The organism is Mesorhizobium sp. P2_A8 (genome assembly GCF_056404935.1).
This window is the reverse complement of the sequence record NZ_JBFUDB010000001.1, coordinates 805,121-821,895: the sequence shown is the minus strand read 5'-3', so window position 1 is coordinate 821,895 and position 16,775 is coordinate 805,121. Positions and strand designations below refer to the sequence as shown.

Genomic DNA, 16,775 nt, shown 5'->3' with positions numbered 1-16,775 from the left:
GAACAATGAGCGCCGAACAAACCGACGCGCCGCGTGCGGTCATCGTCATTTCCAGCCATGTCGCGCGCGGCTCGGTCGGCAACCGTGCCGCTGTCTTTGCGCTGGAGACGCTGGGCTTTCCGGTATGGGCCGTACCCACGGTCATCCTGCCCTGGCACCCCGGCCATGGGCGGGCAACCCGGATCGTGCCGCCGCTCGACCAGTTCAAGGCGCTGATGGCCGATCTCGAGCGCGCGCCATGGCTGGGCGAAGTCGGCGCCGTGCTCTCCGGTTATCTCGGCGAGGCCGGCCAGGCCGAGGCCGTTGCTTCCTTGGTTGCCGCCGTGAAAGCAAGGACGCCTGATGCCGTCTATATTTGTGATCCGGTGATGGGCGATTCGGGTGGCCTCTACGTGCCGGAACCGACTGCTGCTGCCCTGCGCGACCGGCTGATGCCGATTGCCGACATCGCCACGCCCAACCGCTATGAACTGGAATGGATGGCCGGCGCCCCTTTGCCGGACCTCAAATCGGTGATCGCGGCGGCGCTCCACGCCGGCCCATCGACCATGCTGGTCACCTCGGCACCGTCGATGATGACCGGCGGCACCGGCAATCTTCTGCTCGACGGCAACCAGGTACTGCTGGCCGAGCACCGCCTGATCGACAAGCCGCCGAATGGTCTCGGCGACCTGACGGCCGCCGTCTATCTGGCGCGCATCCTCTCCGGCCAGCCGCCGATCAAGGCACTGCAGTCGACGACGGCGGCGGTCTACGAGATCCTGGCGCGCACCGCCAAGCGCGGCGGCGACGAACTGCAGCTCGAAACTGATGCGCAGAGCCTGTCGCACCCGATGGCGATGGTACAGCTTCGCCACCTCACGCATCCGGGGCGGGACCGCCGGGCGTGACTCCAGCCGCGGCCGCCGTGCTTGTCGGCGTCGATGGCTGCAAGGCCGGCTGGATTGCGGTGCGGCGCGATGCCGGTTCGACACCTCGTAGCCCTGGCTCGATACCTCGTAGCCCTGGCTCGATACCTCGTAGCCCCGGCATGCCACCTTCCGTCTCCGTCTTTGCAAGCTTCGCCGCGCTGCTTGCCGCACTTCCCGACGATTCGGTCATCGCTGTCGACATGCCGATCGGCCTGCCCGAGTTTTCGAGCAAGGGCGGACGCGGGCCGGAGGCGCTGGTGCGGCCACTGCTCGGGCAACGTCAATCCAGCGTCTTCTCGATCCCGTCCCGCGCCGCGCTTTATGCCGACACCAACGACTTCACCACCGTCGAAGCGTGGTACGCCGCGCATCGCCGGGCAAGCGAGGTGGCCAAGATCACATCCGACCCGCCGCGTGGCGTTTCGATCCAGGCGTTCGGCATTTTTGCCAAGATCCGCGAGATCGACGCGCTGCTGGTCGCGCAGCCTGCGTTGCGCAGCCGCGTCTTCGAATCGCATCCGGAAGTCGCTTTCTGCCGGCTGAACGGCGATCAGGCCATGCAGCTGCCCAAGAAGATCAAGGGTAGCATCAATCCGGCCGGCATGGCGGAACGCAAGGCGCTGCTAAGCCGGCACGGCTATGAGATGGGCTTTCTCGATCAGGCGCTGCCGCGCGGTGCCGCCGCCGACGATTTTCTTGACGCAGCAGCGATGATGCTGATTGCCGGTCGCATCGCCAACGGTGAGGCACGGCCTTTTCCCGACCCGCCGGGCAGCGACAGTTTTGGCATCCCCGTCGCTATCTGGGCGTAAGCAAGTCCAGGACGAGTGTGAGACGGTTTCCGTCGGGTGTTGCGTCAAAGAGGTCCAACGATGCATCTTGCATGGCGATTGCCGGGCAGCCATCTGCAATTCGGCATTGCCCGCAACAGGCTTTTGCCGTTAGAGCCTCTTTGGAGCAATTTCTAGGAAAAGTGTGAAACGGTTTTCCGTCCGGAATTGCGTCAAGCAAACAGATAGAGCGGTTTGGCTTTTCCGTGACACGGTGAACCGCTCTACACCGCAACGAGCTGCCGCATCCAACCCGGAAAGGCTCCAGACGCCGCCCATGCCTCATCTCCCCGACCACCTTCTCGCCGGCTACCGCAATTTCATGACCGGCCGCTATCTCACCGAGAGCGGACGCTATCGCGAGCTTGCCCGCGAAGGCCAGGCGCCGGAAACGATGATCGTCGCCTGTTGCGACTCCCGCACGGCCCCCGAGGCGATCTTCGACGCCGGGCCCGGCGAACTCTTCGTGCTGCGCAATGTCGGTAATCTGGTGCCGCCCTACGCGCCGGACGGGGAGTTCCATTCAACCTCTGCCGCACTCGAATTCGCCGTGCAGAGTCTCAAGGTGAAGAACATCGTCGTCATGGGCCATGGTCGCTGCGGCGGCATCCGCGCCGCGCTCGACACCAATTCCGCACCGCTGTCTCCCGGCGACTTCATCGGCAAATGGATGAGCCTGATCGCGCCAGCGGCCGAGACCGTGTCCTCCAGCACCTTCATGACGGCGTCGGAGCGCCAGACCGCGCTGGAGCGCATTTCGATCCGCTATTCCATCGCGAATCTCAGGACCTTTCCTTGCGTCTCGATCCTCGAAGGCAAGGGGCGGTTGTCGCTGCACGGCGCCTGGTTCGACATCTCGACCGGCGAACTCTGGGTGATGAACAAGGAGACCGGCGATTTCGAACGGCCGGAGATGACATAGACCATGATCCCCAGCCGAAGGACCGCGCCGGCGAAAAGCGGGGACCGGTTTTTCGGGAAAGATCACGGTCGAACGGGAAGTTGGAGGCAGCACATGATGGGAGATCGCCGTTCGGTCACTTTCGTCGCGGCAGCGTTGCTGTTTTCGATCATTCCTGTCCGCGCCGACGATGGCGCCCTCATCAGCCGCTGGTATTCGGCACTGCTGGTCGCCGACCGCACCGAACTGTCCGACCTGCTCGCCGATGATGTCCGCATAAAGCTCGAAGATCTCGGCATCGTGCAGAGCAAGCAGGAATTCATCGCCTCGATCGACGAATGGCAGGGCGCCGTCGCGGGTGCGGAGATCCGGCACCGGATCGAAAAGAGCGAAGGCGGCGTCACCACCGTGATCGCCTGCTACGACTTCCCCAACAACGACATGCTGATGCAGGAAACCTTCGCGGTGACTGACAACCGCATCACCGCCAGCTCGCAGGCGGCGATCGCCGAAAATTGCGACGGCTATTGACGAAAACCTGACCGGCAGCCCTGTTGCGCACGGCAAACCTGCGCCCTACATCGGGAACGCCCCGCCCTTTCCTTCGCCGCCAACATTCGAAAGACTGTCCATGCCTTCCACGAAAGCCGTAGACCTCGCCGCCCATCCGCTGACCGCGTGGCAAGGACCGCTGGATCTGCCCGATTTCACCCGCATCGGCGACGACGACTTCTCCCCGGTCTTCGACGCGGCACTAAAGGCGCATGAAGCCGAAATCGAAGCGATTGCCGGCAACAAGGATGCGCCGACCGTCGAAAACACGCTGCAGGCGCTGGAACTCGGCGGCGAAGCGCTCGATCGTGTCTCGTCGATCTTCTGGTGCCGCGCCGGCGCCTACACCAATGAGACGATCCAGGCGCTGGAGCGCGACATCTCGCCAAAGATGTCCAGGCATTTCTCGGCGATCTCGATGAACGAGAGGCTGTTCGCCCGCATCGACGATCTCTACCAGCGCCGCGACAGCCTGAAACTCGACGCCGAGACGCTGCGGGTGCTGGAGAAGACCTGGAAGGGGTTCGTCCGTTCCGGCGCCAAGCTTGACGCCGACGGCAAGAAGCGGCTGGCAAAGATCAGCGAGGACCTGTCTTCGCTTGGCACGACTTTCGGCCAGAATGTCCTTGCCGACGAGCGCGACTGGGCGCTGTTCCTCGACGAGGCCGACCTCACCGGGCTGCCGGGCTTCCTGAAGAGCTCGATGGCCGAGGCCGCCGAGATGCGTGGCCAGAAGGGGCGCTATGCCGTCACCTTGTCGCGCTCGATCTACGAGCCGTTCTCGACCTTTTCCGAACGCCGCGACCTGCGCGAGGTCGCCTTCCGCGCCTTCACCATGCGCGGCCAGAACGGTGGCGCCTCCGACAACACATCCGTGGTGCGCGACATGCTGAAGCTGCGCGCCGAAAAGGCAAAACTGCTCGGCTACGGCTCCTTCGCCGCCCTGAAGCTCGACGACACCATGGCCAAGACGCCGAAGGCGGTGCATGCACTGCTTGATCCGGTCTGGGAAAAGGCGCTGGAAAAAGCGGCAGCCGACCAGACCGAACTGCAGCGGCTGGCGACCGAAGCCGGCAGCAATGAAAAATTCGCCGCCTGGGACTGGCGCTTCTACCAGGAGAAACTGCGCGCCGAAAAATTCGCCTTCGACGAGGCCGAACTGAAGCCTTACCTGCAGCTCGACCGGATCATCGAAGCCTGCTTCGACGTGGCAACCAAACTGTTCGGCGTCACCTTCGAGGAGAAAAAGGGCATTGCCGTATGGCATCCCGACGCGCGCGTGTTCGTGGTGAAAAATGCCGACGGCAGCGAGCGCGGCCTGTTCCTCGCCGACTATTTCGCACGGCCGTCCAAGCGCTCCGGCGCCTGGATGAGCGCGCTCAAGTCCGGCTACAAGCTTGGCCACGGCTCGAAGCCGGTGATCTACAACGTCATGAACTTCGCCAAGCCACCGGCGGGCGAGCCGGCTCTGCTATCGGTCGATGAGGCAAAAACACTGTTCCACGAGTTCGGCCATGCCCTGCACGGCATGCTGACCGACGTCACCTGGCCATCGGTTTCCGGCACTTCGGTGAGCCGCGATTTCGTCGAACTGCCCTCGCAGCTCTACGAACACTGGCTGACCGTACCGGCGGTGCTGGAAAAGCATGCGCTGCATGTCAAGACCGGCAAGCCGATGCCGAAGGCGTTGCTCGACAAGATGCTGGCGGCGCGGACTTTCGGCGCCGGCTTCGCCACGGTCGAATTCACCGCTTCGGCGCTGATCGACATGGCCTATCACGCACGGCCGGATGCACCAGAAGCGCCACTTCGTTTCGAAGCCGAAACGCTTGAAAAGCTCGACATGCCGGACACCATCGCGATGCGTCATCGCACCCCGCATTTCGGCCATGTGTTTTCCGGCGACGGCTATTCGGCCGGCTACTACTCCTACATGTGGTCGGAAGTGCTCGACGCCGACGCCTTCGCCGCCTTCGAGGAGACCGGCGACCCCTTCAACCCGGCGCTGGCAGAGCGGCTGCGCAAGAACATCTACGCCGCCGGTGGCTCGAAGGACCCGGAAGAGCTCTACACCGCCTTCCGTGGCAAGATGCCTTCGCCGGAAGCGATGATGGTCAAGCGCGGGCTCGTGTAATCCAGCCTCACATCTTCCACGGATCAGCCACCCGCGGCCAGATCGGCCGCGTCAGCTTGGTGTAATTGGTCACCGCCGGATTGCTCGGATACGAACTCGGCGCCGAGACATAGATGATCTCGGCGGCGATCGGCTCGAAGCCGGCGTAGAAATGATTGGTCGACTTGATCAGCAGCACGTCCTTGCTCATCGGATCGATGCCGATATTGGAAAAGATATCCGGTTCGAAGGTCTGCGTGCGATTGGTGTTGAGGATGATGTCGACCTCGGTGCCTTCGATGCGCACCTGCGCTGTTGGCCCGAGTGTTACCCGGCTCGGCCCGAAACTCTGCCAGCCCTCGGCAACAGCCTTCAACACCCGCACGCGCGCGTCGATCGGCTCGCCGGCCTGAGGGCCGGCCTTGCCGCCGAAGCGCAGGTCGATGACGGCGCCCTCGCCTGCCGCCAGGCAGAAGGTGACCGCGATCGGATCCCAGATCGTCGCAACGCCGATAGTGTTGAGGCCGCGCGCCAGCATCTGGCGCAGCACAGCGGTGCCGTCGCCGGGTACGCCGCCGCCGGGATTGTCCCAGATATCGGCGATCACCACCGGCTTGCCCGGATTGTCGGCGCGCACGGCCAGCGCCCGATCAATGCCGTCGGCGGCACTCAGCATCGTCATCGCCGTCTTTTCGCGCAGCGCGTAGAGTTCCCGCCCCAGCCGCTCCGCCAGCGCATCGCCCTTGGCCTTGTCGTCGTCGGTGACGACCAGGATGCGCGTGCCCATTTCGGCCACGTCGGCCGCCATGAAGCCATGGATGACCGAGATCGACAGCACGCCGTCCTTACCGTGCAGCGCCTTGATGCGGTCGACAAAGGAGCGCATCGGCTCGCGGCTGGTCGGCAGCACCTGGATCATGCGGCAGTCGAAGGTCGAGATGACAGGCTTGATCTCACCACGGGCCGCGGCGAGGCCAAGCGCGACGACATGTTCACCGCGTTCGTAGAAATCGGTGTGCGGGAACTCGAGGAAGTAGGCCATGATGTCTGACGCCGCGACACGCTTCGGCGTCAGATGGCTGTGCGGATCGAATTCCGACGCGATGACGACCTTCGGGCCGACCATCTCGCGGACGCGCGCGAGCAGGTCGCCTTCGCAATCGTCATAGCCTTGCGCCACCATGGCGCCGTGCAGGCCGAGGATGACGGCGTCGACCGGCAGCGCCGCCTTGAGCTGGCCGAGTATCTCGTCGCGCAGCGCCTCATAGGTCTGCCGCTGCACCAGGCCGCCGGGCTCCGCCCAGGTGGCGGTGCCCTCGATGACGGTCAGGCCTTCGGCTGCCGCGCGCCGGCGCAGGGCGACCATCGGCGATGAGCACAGCGTCGGCGTTTCCGGATGTTTGCCGGGTCCAGCATAGAAGGCCATTTCGAACGAGGCCCGGTCGGTCGGCACCGGCGAGAATGTGTTGGTTTCCGTCGCCAGCGAGGCGGTGAAGATGCGCATGAAAGCTCCGTGGGCCTAGAGCAATTCCAGGAAAAGTGTGAAGCGGTTTTCCGTCCGGAATTGCGTCAAAACAAAGAGATAGAGCGGCTATTTGACCGCCCCGAGCGCCAGCCCCCTGACGAGGTAGCGCTGCAGCCAGATGAACAGGATGGCCACCGGCAAGGTCGCCAGCAGCGTCGCCGCCATGACGTGGTGCCATTCGATGGTGTAGCGGCCGGCGACCAGCGAAAACACCTGGATCGGCAGCGTGTAGCTTTCCTGGCTGCGCAGCATGGTCAGCGCCACGACGAATTCGTTCCAGGCATTGATGAAGGTGAAGATCGCGGTCACCGCGATCGCCGGCAGGCAGAGTGGCAGGAACACCTTGCGCAGGGTCAGCCAGCGGCCGGCACCCTCCATCCAGGCCGCCTCTTCGAGATCGCGCGGGATGGTGTCGAAATAGCTCTGCAGCATCCACACCGTGAAGGCGACGTTAAAGGCCATGTAGATCAAGCCGAGCGCCGTGGTGCTCTCGACCAGGCCCCAGGCCGCCATCAGCCGAAACAGGCCAAGCACCAGCACGATCGGCGAGATCATCTGCGAGATCAGCAGGAACTGGCGCAAGGCGCCGTAGCCGGCAAATCGGAAGCGCGACATCGCATAGGCGGCCGGAACCGAGATCAGGATGGCGCCGACAGTGGCAATGACAGACACGTAGAGCGAATTGAGCAGCGCCTGGCCGAACCCGGTCGCCACCCACATGTCGGAAAAATTCGACCAGCGGAATTCGCTCGGCCACCAGGTTGGCGACAGCACTTCCTGCCTTGGCTTGACCGCTGTCAGGAACATCACCGCGAAGGGAAAGATCGTCACCACGATCAGCGGCGCCAGCAGCAGCCATGCAATGATCGAACGCCTCAGCTTACTCGTCATGCGCGTTGCTCCCGCATTGCCAACCGCACATAGATCATGGTGAAGACCAGCAATATGGCGAACATCACCAGCGACACCGCCGATGCCTCGCCCAGTTTGCCGATGCGAAAGGCCAGCTTGTAGAGGTGGGTGACCAGGATGTCGGTCGAATTGGCCGGCCCGCCCTGCGTCATCACCCAGATGATCGGGAAGGAATTGAAGACGTAGATGGTGTTGAGCACGATGGCGATGTTGATGAACGGCTTCAGCAGCGGAAAGGTGATCTCGCGGAACTGCTGCAGCGGTGTCGCGCCTTCGAGCGCCGCCGCCTCGTAAAGGTCGTCCGGGATCGACGACAGGCCGCCGAGGAAGATCGTCGTCGTGAACGGCACCGTCACCAGGATGCCGATCAGCACCTGCATCGGAAAGGCGGTCTCCGCGCTCGCCAGCCACTGGATGTTGTGGTCGATGAGGCCGAGGCCGATCAGCGCCGAATTCAGCATGCCGCTTTCGCCGCTCAGTGCCCAGCGCCAGACCACAGCGGTCATGGTCAGCGACACCGCCCAGGGCAGCATGATGATGACACGGGCAATGCCGCGGCCATAGAAATCGCTATTGAGGATCATCGCCACCGGAATTGACAGCAGCAGCGCGCCGCCGACCACCAGCACCGTCCACTGGCCGGTGCGCCAGAGCGCGGCCATGAAGTCGGGATCGGCAAGCAGTGCCGCGAAATTGGCAAAGTCGTTGAATTCGCGAAGCTGGCCGAAGCGGCTGACTTCATGCGTCGAGATCTGGATCAGGTCCCACACCGGCCAGAAGATGACGACAGCCGCCAGGAACAGGCTGGGCAAGGTCAGGAGATAGGGCAAGAAGCGATTTTGCATCGGCTGACCTGCGCCTCGGCGCGGTGGATCTGAAGGTTCTGCTTGAGCGACGCCGCTATCGGCCGCTCTAAAGCATGATGCCGAAAAGTGTGAAGCGGTTTTCGGACGACATCATGCTCTATCTCTTGATTTAAAGGCGGATTCAGATTTCAGGTCGATTCGACCTGAAATCATCCCGCGCCAGGCGGAAATCAAGGTGTGGCGCGCCCCGCCTGAGTGGGGCGCGCCACGGGCGCAGGGAGATACGCCCTATTTCTTGAGCACTGCATTGGCCTTGGCCGCCGCGTCTTTCAACCCCGCCTCGGGGTCGCCGCCGAGATAGATCTTCTGCATGGCGTCGGAGGTGATCTGGGCGACTTCTTCCCAGCCGGGGATGATCGGTGCAAAGCGGGCGTCGGGCAGCAGCGCGGTGAACGCCGCCAGATCGGCGTTGTTCACGTAATAGTCCATTTTGGCTTCTTCCTTGTTCACCGGCAGGAAGCCTTCGCCTTGCGTGAACTTGGCGCGCTGCTCGGTGGTGAACAGGAAATCGAGCAACTTCCAGGCCTCGTCCTTGTTCTTGGAATTCTTGAACATGATGATGGAATCGGTGACGCCATACGTGCCGCGCGCACCGGTCGGTCCGGCCGGAATGGCCGCCACGCCATATTTCAGGTTCGGCGCCTCGTCCTTGATCTGGTTCGACAGGAACGGTGCGGTGATCATCATGCCGACCTTGCCCTGCTTGAACAGGTTCTGCACATCCTCGCGGTTGTTGGAAGTGACGCCAGGCTCGGTGAGGCCTTCGTCGATCATCGACTTGTAGAGCTTGGCGGCTTCAAGCGCGCCCGGCGTGCCGAGGCCGGAGGTGCCGTCCTTGTTGAGGATCTCGGTGCCCTGGGACCACATCGCATAATAGTAGTAGACGTCGGTCTCGATCTCCTTGCCCTGCAGGCCGAAACCGAAGGTGCCGGACCCGAGCGCCTTGATCTTGCGCGCGTCTTCCTGCAGCTCGGTCCAGTTGGCCGGTGGATTGGCGATGCCGGCCTTCTCGAACAGCTCCTTGTTGTAGTACAGCGCGCGCGCCGAGGCCGCGATCGGCAGGCCGTAGGTCTTGCCCTCCATGATCGAGGGCGACAGGAAGGTGTCGATGAAGCGGGCCTTGAAGTCCGGCGTGATGTAGCTGTCGAGCGGCTCGGCGACATCCTGCTGGACGAAGTCGATCAGCCAGCGCGTGCCGATGATGGACAGGTCGGCATTGGTGCCGGCGGTGATGTCGGTGGTCAGCTTCTGCAGCAGCACCTCCCACGGCACGACTTCGAATTTAACGGTGATGCCGGGGTTGGCCGCCTCGAATTCCTTCTTGACGCTTTCGAAATATGGCCCAGTCTTGGCGCTGTACTCGGCGACGGTGACGCGCACCTCGCCCGCATTCGCCTGCGCCGCCAATGCCATCATGCTCATTCCGGCCATCAGGCCGACAGTCCATTTTGCAAGGCTCATTTGATGTCTCCCATTTTGATTTTGCGCTTGCGCGCCTCTTCGCGACCCGCGCAGAAGATTTATGTGACTTTCCTACATTATCGATGATTTGAAGGCTTGCAAGCAGATTATTCTGTTGCTTAATTACATTTCGTGGACTAGGCCTGATACGGCTGTCAGAGCTCCCGGAGGATGACGCACGGTGGTTTCGCGACCTAAGTTCGAAGGCAGGGCCGAGTTCGAAGGCAAGACTGTCGTGGTGACCGGTGCCGGCGGCGGCCTCGGCACGGCCATCGTGGCGGTGATGGCGCAGAGGGGCGCCAGGGTCATCGGCTGCGACCAGTCCAGCGAAGCGCTGAAGAGCCCGCATCTTGCCTCCCGCCACGTCTTCGACCTTCTCGACCGGGCTTCGATAGACGCGGCAATCGCAGCGATCCTCGACAGGGATGGCGTGCCCGACATCCTTATCAACAATGCCGGCTGGACACGCGCCGAGACGCTTTCCGCCCTCAATCCCGACAAGATCGAACACGAACTCGACCTCAACCTAACCGGCGTGATGACTTTCGCCGATCCGCTGGTCAAGGCGATGGCTGACCAGGGCTCCGGCAGCGTCGTCTTCATCTCGTCGGTCAATGCCATCGCGCATTTCGGCAATCCCGCCTATGCGGCGGCCAAGGCCGGAATCAACGCCTATGCCAAGGCTATCGCCGTCGAGCTCGGCCGCAGCGGCCTGCGCGCCAATGTCGTCTGCCCCGGATCGATCCGCACCGCCGCCTGGGATCACCGCCTTGCCAAGGATCCAGAAATCCTCGGCAAGCTGCAACGGCTCTATCCGCTCGGCCGCATCGTCAACGCTTCGGAAGTGGCCGAAGCCGTCGCCTTCCTTGCCTCCGATCGCGCATCGGGCGTAACAGGCGTGGTGATGCCGGTGGACGCTGGCCTGACGGCCGGCTGCCTGCCATTCATCGACGACATATTGGGAGCGTGACCATGACCGACGTCGAGTTCCGCGACCTGTCGAAATCCTTCGGGCAGCACAAGATCCTCGAAAACATCAGCCTCGACATCAAGAGCGGTGAGTTCGTCGTGCTGGTCGGGCCATCCGGCTGCGGCAAGTCGACCCTGCTGCGCATGCTGGCCGGGCTGGAGACGATCACCTCCGGCGACCTCATGATCGGCGGCGTGCGCGCCAACGAATTGCCGCCGCAGCAGCGCAACATCGCCATGGTGTTCCAGTCCTATGCGCTGTTCCCGCATCTGAAGGCATCGGGCAATATCGGCTTTGGCCCGAAGATCCGTGGCGAGGCGCGCGCCACAGTCGATGCGAAGGTCAAGAAGGCGTCGGGCGTCCTCAATCTGTTCTCCTATCTCGACCGCTATCCCCGCCAGCTGTCGGGCGGCCAGCGCCAGCGCGTCGCCATGGGCCGCGCCATCGTGCGCGAACCGTCGGTGTTCCTGTTCGACGAGCCCTTGTCCAACCTCGACGCGCAATTGCGCGTGCAGATGCGCGTCGAGATCAAGGCGCTGCACCAGCGACTGAAATCGACGATCGTCTATGTTACCCACGACCAGATCGAAGCCATGACCATGGCCGACCGCATCGTGGTGATGGACCGCGGCCGGATCCAGCAGGTCGGCGCGCCGCTGGAGCTCTATGACCGGCCGGCCAACAAGTTCGTCGCCAGCTTCCTCGGTTCGCCGTCGATGAGTTTTGTTTCCGGTTCTGTGAAGGCAACGCCTGAGAAAACCTGGTTCGAGTCGGCCGGCGGCGGGCGGCTTGCGCTTGCCGCCAAACAGGTGCCGGCGGGCAGCGCTGTAGAAGCCGGCATCCGGCCCGAACATTTTGTGATCGGCGAGGCTGCCGACGCGATGACGATCAAGGTGGATGTCGTCGAGCCGACCGGCTCCGAAACCCATGTCTATGGCGCCATCGGCACCGACACGGTGCGTGCCGTGTTTCGCGACAGGGTGCCGGTCAGGCCGGGCGACGTGCTGCCGGTGAGTGTCGATCCCGGCAACATCCACCTGTTCGACAAGGCGACGGGCCTGCCCGTATGAAAACACAGAAATGAAAACGCCGGCCGACATCATCACGCGCCTGCAACTGATGTCGCAGGACGGCACCAAGTCGGATCGCAAGCTGGCAGCCTTCGTGCTTGCCGACCTCGATCTCGTCTCCAAGGCGGCGATTTCGGAAATTGCCGCGCGCGTCGGTGTCAGCGAGCCGACGGTGACGCGGTTCTGTCGCAACCTCGGTTGCGAGGGCCTGCGCGATTTCAAATTCTATCTGGCGCAGGCCATCGCCATCGGCGGCCAGTATCTTTCGCCGGAGCCGTTGAGCCGCGACGCCCGCGAACAGCGCATCGCTTCCGCCATCACCGAAGCGGCAATTGCCGCCATCCAGCGCGCCAGCGAAAACCTCGACATGACGACTCTGGTCGCCGTCGCCGCGCGGATCGCCGTTTCCGGCAATGTCCTGTGCATCGGGTCGGGCGGCATTTCGTCGATGATGGCGACCGAAATGCAGAACCGGCTGTTCAGGTTGGGCGTGTCGGTGCTGGCACAGATCGACGGACAGCTGCAACGCATGTACGCCGCCGTAGCCACTACAGACACCACGCTGGTCGCCTTTTCGGTTTCCGGCTATGCGCGATCGGTCATCGATGCGGTGCAGGTCGCCCAACAATATGGCGCCACCACCATCGCCATCACTCCGCCGGACTCGGCACTCGCCAAAGCCGCAGACACGGTCATCCATTTCCAGTCGCTAGAGGATGGCAACATCTACAAGCCGACATCGTCACGCTATGCGCTGCTGTCGATCGTCGACATGATCGTCACATCGGTCGCCGAAACGCGCGGACCAAGGGTTCTGGAAAACCTGCGCCGCATCAAGCAGAGCGTGAACACGTTGAAGGTCGACGATCCCCGCCTGCCGCTGGGGGATTGAACCTCCATCGAAGGCATCAGGACTGCTGGTCGAGCGCCTCGATGCCTTTCGCCAGCATCGCCGGATCGCCTGCAACGCGCACGGTCTTCAGCCGGGCGGTGCCACCGGCGACAATCGACACGGCGGACGCCGGCACGCCTAGCGCCTTGGCGATCAGCTTTTCGAGCGCCTTGTTGGCTGCTCCGTTTTCCGGCACGGCGCGGACGCGGGCCTTCAGGTGACTTCGCCCGTCTGCAGCGGTTTCGACGCCTTCGAGCCTGTCCAACGCAGCCTTTGGCGTCAGCCGCACAAACAGATCGACGCCGTTTTCGCGCGGGCGAAACGGCGCGCTCACAGGTTGGCTGCCTCAGACGACCAGCGACAGCACGGTGGTGAGCAGGAACTGCCGAAGGAAAAACAGGATCAGCAGCAGGATGATCGGCGAAATGTCGATGCCGCCAAGGTCCGGCATGAAACGGCGAATCGGCCGCAACGCCGGCTCGGTCAGCCGGTAGAGCATGTTGCCGATGCTGCCGACGAACTGATTGCGCGAGTTGACGACGTTGAAGGCGTAGAGCCAGGAGAAGATCGCCGAGGCGATGATGACCCACCAGTAGAGGTCAAGCGCCATGACGATTGTTTGAATGAGGGCGATCATGCCGGTCTCCGATTGTTGCCGACATGTAGCCATTGCGGGCTAAACCGGCAAGGGCCGCCGTCCTGCGCGCGCCGGCCCGACGTCTGGCGACCACGGATTTCGGCAAAACGCCGCCTTGACAGGAAAGCGCGGCGCCCGATAAATGCGCCCATCCGCTGGACGGGGCTGTAGCTCAGCTGGGAGAGCGCGTCGTTCGCAATGACGAGGTCAGGAGTTCGATCCTCCTCAGCTCCACCAGTGGAATAATCGATTTTCTGCTCTCCACGCCAAGAGGAAAGCGCGACGTTCGCCATGGCTCGCCTGCGGGCAATATTTGTTGTGCCAGCGCGCCTTCGAAGGCCGCGGCGCAATACTGCACCCTTGTCTGGCGTTATCCGGCGAAAACTGTTGTCAATTGGACTTATGGCCGAAGCCGCCCGGCGATTGTTTTCATTTTCTTTGGAAGCTGCCCCATTAGATTGACGTTACCAAATCAGTTTTTCTGTGCGTTGCGACAAGGGCGTTTCGGCGGGGGCGACCGAAGACGCTATATGGATTTTCGAATCGAAATGAAAATTCGCCTGCGGAAGCAAAGACGTGTCAATTCGCGAGAATCTCGCTGCCAACCTTAGACGCCTCTGCAAGGACCATGCCTCGGTAAGTGCGGTATGTCGTGAGCTGGGCATCAACCGCACGCAATTTGAACGCTACCTGCAAGGGCAGACGGTCCCGAACAAGGCGACCGCCAAGCTCATATGCCACTACTTCCGGATCGACGAAGCCGAATTGTACCGTGATCCCGGTGTTCCCGAACCCAGGGGGCGCGGGTTGCCGCCGGTTTCCGAGAGTCTGTTCAACCAGATGATCCGCCCTCCCAGTCCATCGATCGCGGGAGGCACCTATTTCACCTATTTTTCAATCCCGGACCGCCCCGATCTGCTGATGCGATCGGTGACCTTCGTGCGGCGCGAAGCCGAGTTGGTCACATTCAGAAGGGTCACCGGCTGGTCGGAACGGCGGGGATCGACCTGGGCGCGGGCGCGCGGCAACCACTATGGAGTGGCGATCTCGCGTCTGAACTGGATCTATTTCAGCGGCATCAATCGCCGCCAGACCGGCGAGCCGTCGCTGATCTCCGTGCAATGGGCTCCCATCTCCGAACCGGTGCTGACAGGCAAGGCCATGCTTCTGACGGAAGCCGGGCCGGCATTCGTGTCCGTCATCATGCGGCGCGACATTACCAACATCCGCCCCAGGGATGCCATCGGCATGGCACATGTCATCAGGCTCGACGATCCTGATGTCGACCAACTGGTGATCAGCCTCACCCGGGACGGGCTGGGCTAACCCCCTTGGCCATGGGCCCGCTTACGCTAAATAAGGATAAGAATATACCGAAAGAGCGTATGACAACGATTGTCTACTCCGTATATGATTAAAATCGATATTTTACACTTTAGCGTCAGGAAAGATAATCCACCAGGCCGCCTTTAGAAGGCAGATTTACTACAATTTTAACAAAGCATTAACTCTTTCGACCTTACCTTTCTTGTCGTGGATCCCGTTTTTGGGGGTCTTTAAACGGATCCCGATGGGGTCAGGAAAGGGATGAAATATGGCCAAGAAAGCGAACACCGCTCCGAAGCTGACGATTGCCGCCGGCACGCAGACCGTCTTCTTTTCGCAGGGCATGCACTACAACAAGCGCTGAAATCGTTCCGCGTCGGCGAGCGGTTCGCTTGTCGGCGCCTCGGCTCCCCAGGCGGCATTCAGCATCATGAAAATGCGCTCTTCAAAAACGCTCGTTTTCTACCCCGGACCGAACAAGGTCACGGCATGCAACTTCCTGACCAGAAGCGTGTTTGAATGCAGCCCCGAGGTGATCGGTCTTCTCGCATCGTGGGACAAATGGGCCTCGACGGCGGATATCGCCCGCGCCCAAGGACGGTCGAAGTCCGAACTGAAGGCTATCGTTCCGCAGTTGCTCGATTTTTCCGCCCTGGTGACCGCAGGATCGCCGCTCGCCGAACAGGAGGAGCAGTTTTCCGGACAATGGAAGTGGGGCCTTCCGACCGCGCTGATGCATTTCTGCGTCCAGGACAGCGAGTTCATGACCATCGAGCAAGCCGAAGAGCGGCAGACCGAACGCGCCGGTCATACGCCGCAGCCTGACCTCCTGCTCAAGAACTCTCCGGGCGCCATTCAGTTGCCGAACGCACTGGAAGACAATGAGCTTCTCGCCCTGATGGCGCGGCGCCGCACCAACCGCACGACGGCCAAGCCCGGCATCACGGCGAAGCAGCTTTCCGATTGCCTGTTCGCCGGCATGGGCATTACCGGCGAGACCACCAACTGCGTCGGCGCCCTGCCGCTTGGCATGACCCCTTCGGGCGGCGCTCGAAATCCTTATGAAGCCTATGTGGTCGCGCTTGCCGTCGATGGCCTCGAGCCCGGCGTCTATCACTATTCCGCCGCCGATCACGACCTTGGCCGGATTTCCGCAAACCATCTGCCGAAAATCTCCGAACTGGTCGGCGGGCAGGAATGGGCGGACGCCATGCCGTGCCTAGTCCTGCTTTGCGCGAAGCTCGATCGCACGATGTGGAAATACGAGGATGCCAATGCCTATCGTGTCGTGCTGATCGAAGCCGGCCATATCGGCCAGAACATCATGCTGGCGGCCACCAACCATGGCCTGTCCGCATGCCCCACCGCCGCACTCAGCCATTCGGCGATCAAGCGCCTGCTTGGTCTCGATCGCCTCACCGATGCGCCGATCTATGCCTTGACCATCTCAACCCCGCAAACAAGCCCGTCTTCGGCGGGCCAATCGATCAATTAGTCGGCTCAGCATGTTCAGTAACGCCTTTCTTGGGGCCAACCAGAAGACAGGAGCAGCACGTGCCAAATCAATCCTTACGTCAGTCCGAGATCGATAGCCTTCAATACATTTCGTCGATGACCAATGAGCTCGTGCAGATGGCCGAAGCAAGCCGTTTTCCCATGATCTCCTATCTGCTGGGCATGGCCTATGCCGAAGCCTTCGACGTCCTTCGCGGCGCACGGCCGGCCAGGCATGCGCAGCTCAGCGGCAATCCGCTGCACCCCAAGACGCAGGCGAAAGACCATCGCGCTCATGCGAGGAGAGCGTAGCGA

Annotated in this window: 17 protein-coding genes and 1 tRNA gene; 12 read left to right on the top strand and 6 right to left on the bottom strand. The window is 62.3% G+C overall.

The features are described 5' to 3' along the window. The first annotated feature begins 5 nt into the window (after positions 1-5). The 5 genes from pdxY (at position 6) to AC1D10_RS04020 (ending at position 5,328) form a co-directional block, all read left to right on the top strand. Positions 6-890 (top strand): pyridoxal kinase PdxY, encoded by an 885-nt coding sequence (gene pdxY, locus AC1D10_RS04040; protein ID WP_477269013.1) that lies wholly within the window; start codon positions 6-8, stop codon positions 888-890. Further along, positions 887-1,723, top strand: coding sequence for a DUF429 domain-containing protein (locus AC1D10_RS04035; RefSeq protein ID WP_477269012.1), 837 nt, complete (start codon positions 887-889; stop codon positions 1,721-1,723). The genes pdxY and AC1D10_RS04035 overlap by 4 nt, the downstream gene beginning before the upstream one ends. 295 nt (positions 1,724-2,018) lie before the next feature. Next, complete coding sequence (locus AC1D10_RS04030; protein ID WP_477269011.1) at positions 2,019-2,663, top strand: carbonic anhydrase; 645 nt, start codon at positions 2,019-2,021, stop codon at positions 2,661-2,663. 93 nt (positions 2,664-2,756) lie between these two features. After that, a complete protein-coding gene (locus AC1D10_RS04025; RefSeq protein WP_379094810.1) occupies positions 2,757-3,173 on the top strand; it encodes a nuclear transport factor 2 family protein in 417 nt (138 codons plus the stop codon). 100 nt (positions 3,174-3,273) lie between these two features. Then, a complete protein-coding gene (locus AC1D10_RS04020) occupies positions 3,274-5,328 on the top strand; it encodes a M3 family metallopeptidase (RefSeq protein ID WP_477269010.1) in 2,055 nt (684 codons plus the stop codon). 7 nt (positions 5,329-5,335) lie between these two features. Here AC1D10_RS04020 and AC1D10_RS04015 read toward each other — a convergent pair whose 3' ends face one another. From AC1D10_RS04015 to AC1D10_RS04000, 4 genes are all read right to left on the bottom strand, one after another. Then, positions 5,336-6,811, bottom strand: a complete 1,476-nt coding sequence (locus tag AC1D10_RS04015; protein ID WP_477269009.1) for a M81 family metallopeptidase — start codon at positions 6,809-6,811, stop codon at positions 5,336-5,338. An 87-nt stretch (positions 6,812-6,898) separates the two neighbouring features. Then, positions 6,899-7,723: a carbohydrate ABC transporter permease gene (locus AC1D10_RS04010; RefSeq protein ID WP_477269008.1), complete on the bottom strand. Its 825-nt coding sequence runs from the start codon at positions 7,721-7,723 to the stop codon at positions 6,899-6,901. Then, a complete protein-coding gene (locus AC1D10_RS04005) occupies positions 7,720-8,589 on the bottom strand; it encodes a carbohydrate ABC transporter permease (RefSeq protein ID WP_477269007.1) in 870 nt (289 codons plus the stop codon). The genes AC1D10_RS04010 and AC1D10_RS04005 overlap by 4 nt, the downstream gene beginning before the upstream one ends. 249 nt (positions 8,590-8,838) lie before the next feature. Beyond that, positions 8,839-10,071 (bottom strand): ABC transporter substrate-binding protein, encoded by a 1,233-nt coding sequence (locus AC1D10_RS04000; RefSeq protein WP_477269006.1) that lies wholly within the window; start codon positions 10,069-10,071, stop codon positions 8,839-8,841. A 181-nt stretch (positions 10,072-10,252) separates the two neighbouring features. Between AC1D10_RS04000 and AC1D10_RS03995 the strand changes: the two genes are divergently transcribed. From AC1D10_RS03995 to AC1D10_RS03985, 3 genes are read left to right on the top strand one after another with little or no spacing between them, the layout of a single operon-like run. Further along, positions 10,253-11,041, top strand: coding sequence for an SDR family oxidoreductase (locus AC1D10_RS03995; protein ID WP_477269005.1), 789 nt, complete (start codon positions 10,253-10,255; stop codon positions 11,039-11,041). 2 nt (positions 11,042-11,043) lie between these two features. After that, the gene (locus tag AC1D10_RS03990; protein ID WP_477269004.1) at positions 11,044-12,111 is read left to right on the top strand and encodes an ABC transporter ATP-binding protein; all 1,068 of its coding nucleotides are present in this window, start codon (positions 11,044-11,046) and stop codon (positions 12,109-12,111) included. A gap of 10 nt (positions 12,112-12,121) precedes the next feature. Next, positions 12,122-13,003 carry a MurR/RpiR family transcriptional regulator gene (locus AC1D10_RS03985; RefSeq protein ID WP_477269003.1) on the top strand — a complete coding sequence of 294 codons (882 nt, stop codon included), beginning with the start codon at positions 12,122-12,124 and terminating at the stop codon, positions 13,001-13,003. A gap of 16 nt (positions 13,004-13,019) precedes the next feature. Here the strand turns inward: AC1D10_RS03985 and AC1D10_RS03980 are convergent, their stop codons facing one another. Then, on the bottom strand, positions 13,020-13,337 hold the full coding sequence (locus AC1D10_RS03980) for a DUF167 family protein (protein ID WP_477269002.1): 318 nt from the start codon (positions 13,335-13,337) through the stop codon (positions 13,020-13,022). Positions 13,338-13,349: 12 nt separating this feature from the next. Next, entirely contained in the window at positions 13,350-13,640 is a 291-nt protein-coding gene (locus tag AC1D10_RS03975) for a YggT family protein (RefSeq protein ID WP_091576245.1), read from the bottom strand. Positions 13,641-13,801: 161 nt separating this feature from the next. On the opposite strand from AC1D10_RS03975, the gene AC1D10_RS03970 reads away from it, so the two are divergent. The 4 genes from AC1D10_RS03970 to AC1D10_RS03955 all read left to right on the top strand — a co-directional run bounded on the left by AC1D10_RS03970 (position 13,802) and on the right by AC1D10_RS03955 (position 16,772). Continuing rightward, positions 13,802-13,877: transfer RNA gene (locus AC1D10_RS03970), tRNA-Ala, on the top strand. A 339-nt stretch (positions 13,878-14,216) separates the two neighbouring features. After that, complete coding sequence (locus AC1D10_RS03965; protein WP_477269001.1) at positions 14,217-14,966, top strand: helix-turn-helix domain-containing protein; 750 nt, start codon at positions 14,217-14,219, stop codon at positions 14,964-14,966. Between the two features lie 436 nt (positions 14,967-15,402). Further along, on the top strand, positions 15,403-16,461 hold the full coding sequence (locus AC1D10_RS03960; RefSeq protein WP_477269000.1) for a SagB/ThcOx family dehydrogenase: 1,059 nt from the start codon (positions 15,403-15,405) through the stop codon (positions 16,459-16,461). A 59-nt stretch (positions 16,462-16,520) separates the two neighbouring features. Further along, the gene (locus AC1D10_RS03955) at positions 16,521-16,772 is read left to right on the top strand and encodes a hypothetical protein (RefSeq protein WP_379094777.1); all 252 of its coding nucleotides are present in this window, start codon (positions 16,521-16,523) and stop codon (positions 16,770-16,772) included. Positions 16,773-16,775: the final 3 nt, after the last annotated feature.